General features: G+C 70.8%; 2 protein-coding genes. One reads left to right on the forward strand and one right to left on the reverse strand.

What is annotated here, in order from left to right:
• A partial coding sequence (locus G6024_RS05530; RefSeq protein ID WP_159148250.1) for an adenylate/guanylate cyclase domain-containing protein occupies positions 1–1534 on the reverse strand: 1534 nt, incomplete at its 3' end.
• A 49-nt stretch (positions 1535–1583) separates the two neighbouring features.
• Here G6024_RS05530 and G6024_RS05535 point away from each other — a divergent pair.
• A partial coding sequence (locus G6024_RS05535) for a DNA polymerase III subunit delta' (protein ID WP_478213478.1) occupies positions 1584–2359 on the forward strand: 776 nt, incomplete at its 3' end.

Here is a 2359-nt window from a genome sequence, read left to right on the forward strand (position 1 = left end):
AGCCGGCCTGCCACCGGTCCGCGAGGGTGGGGCGCAGGGGTCGGGCGAGCTGGGTCATGATGCCCCGGCCGCGCAGTTCGACGCTGCGGCCCAGCACCCAGCGTGCCGCCTCGGGGGCGTCGGCCCGGTGGATCGTGGCCGCCGACGCCAGAACGTGTCCCTGCTCCATCTTGGCCAGCGTGGTGAGGCGGGCGGCCTCGTTGACCGGGTCGCCGATGACCGTGTACTCGAACCGCTTGGCGTGGCCGATGTGTCCGGCGATGACGGTGCCGTAGGAGACGCCGATCCCCGCCGTGAGCGGGGCCAGGTCGGCGAGTCGGCTCTGCAGTGCACGCGCGGCCCGCAGCGCACGGCCGGCCTCGTTGTCCACCTCCAGCGGCGCCCCGAAGACCGCGAGCAGGGCGTCGCCCTGGAACTTGTTGATGTACCCGCCGTTGGTGTCGACGGACTCGACGGCGATCCGGAAGAAGTCGTTGAGCACGGAGACCACCTCGGCCGGCTCGTGGGCCGCCGCGAACTCCGTCGAACCGGTGAGGTCGACGAACAGCACCGCGACCTGGCGCTCCTGCCCGCCCAGTTCGGTGCCCCGCTCGAGCGCGTTGCGTGCGACGTCCTCGCCCACGTAGCGACCGAAGAGGTCCTGGATGGCCTCACGTTCCTGCAGGCCCGTGACCATCTCGTTGAACCCCTGGGCGAGCTGGCCGATCTCCGAGCTGTCATAGATCGTCACGCGGGTCTCGAAATCGCCCTGCTTGACGCGACTGACGCCCGCCTGCATCTCGCGCACCGGGTCGGCGATCGAGTCCGAGACCAGCCCCATGCCGATCGCGCCGGCGATCACGGCGACACTCGCCAGCACCGCGAGGGCGACGAGGATCAGACCGGGGTCGTCGCCGAACAGGCCGAACCAGTGTCCGGTGAGGATGAGCAGGATGCCCGCGATGGGGATGACCGTGGTCAGTGACCAGCCGAGGAAGATCCGGCGACGCACACCGGGGACATGGCGGCTCTCCGGCACCCCCCTGGACAGGGCGCGGACCGTGATCGGTCGCATGATCCGCTCGGCCTGCAGGTAGGAGATCAGGCAGGTGGTGCTGCCGCCGAGCAGGCTGGTCACCGCCACGATGAGAGCCAACCTGGGGGAGTGGCCCACGTTGACGGCGACGAACAGCAGCGTCCCGGTCACCCACATGGCGCCGGAGATGAGCGCCTGGTGGAACGGCAGGCGCAGGGTGCGCCGGCGGATGGCGCCGTCGAAGTCCGCCCCCGACCGGTCGACCCGCAGCACGGGCAGGAGGAGCAGCGTCGAGGCGATGACGCCGCCGACGAAGGCCAACACGAGATAGCCGATGAACAGGTACTGGTTGAGGAAGCGGAACTGGTCGAGGTCGAGGAACCGGTCCATCGGCAGGACGAAGCGCAGGAACGAGAACACGAAGACCGCGCCGATGATGTTCGCCTGCACCATCGTCAGGGCATAGACGGGCCAGGGGGTGGCCCACAGCCACCTGAACAACCTGACCCATCGTTCCATCGGCCCAAGCCTAGTTCGCGCCGGTGATGCCGGGACCGCAGGTGTGTCGGTGGGCGGGGATAAGGTGGGGGCCATGCCCGGGGTGTTCGATCGGTTGGCCGGACAGGCCGACGTCGTGGCGGAGCTGACGGCTGCCGCCACGGCCGCTCGTGCCCGCGTGCCGGGACAGGGGTGGGATGCCTCGGACGCCCGGATGGTCCACGCCTGGCTGTTCACCGGTCCGCCGGGTAGCGGCCGCAGCGTGGCGGCCATGGCGTTCGCCGCCGCCCTGCAGTGCGAGGACCCGGACGTGGTGGGCTGCGGGGAGTGCCGGTCATGCCACACGGTGCTGGCCGGCACCCACGCGGACGTGCACCTGCTCGCCCCGCAGGGCGTCAACATCCTGCTCAAGGACGTCAAGGAGACCATCCACCGCGCGGCGAGCCGCCCCGGCACCGGGCGCTGGCAGATCGTGGTGGTCGAGGAGGCGGACAGACTCACCGAGCAGTCCGGGAACGCCCTGCTCAAGGTGGTGGAGGAGCCGCCCAGTCGGACCGTGTTCCTCCTGTGCTCGCCGACCACCGACCCGATGGACATCATGGTGACCCTGCGGTCGCGCTCGCGGAACGTCGCGCTGCGTCAGCCGGACGCGGCGGCGGTCGAGCGTGCGCTGCTCGCCGGCGGGGACCCGATGGACCCCGATCTGGCCCGGTGGGCGGCGTCGGTCTCCTCGGGCCACGTGGGTCGTGCCCGGTGGCTGGCCACCGATGAGGCGACCCGGGAGCGGCGGGACGTCGTCCTCCAGCTGCCCATGGTCATGCACAATCCGGGCCGGGCGTTCCCTCT

Origin of the sequence: Dietzia maris, from assembly GCF_014144855.1 — a bacterium.
Lineage (GTDB): Bacteria > Actinomycetota > Actinomycetes > Mycobacteriales > Mycobacteriaceae > Dietzia > Dietzia kunjamensis.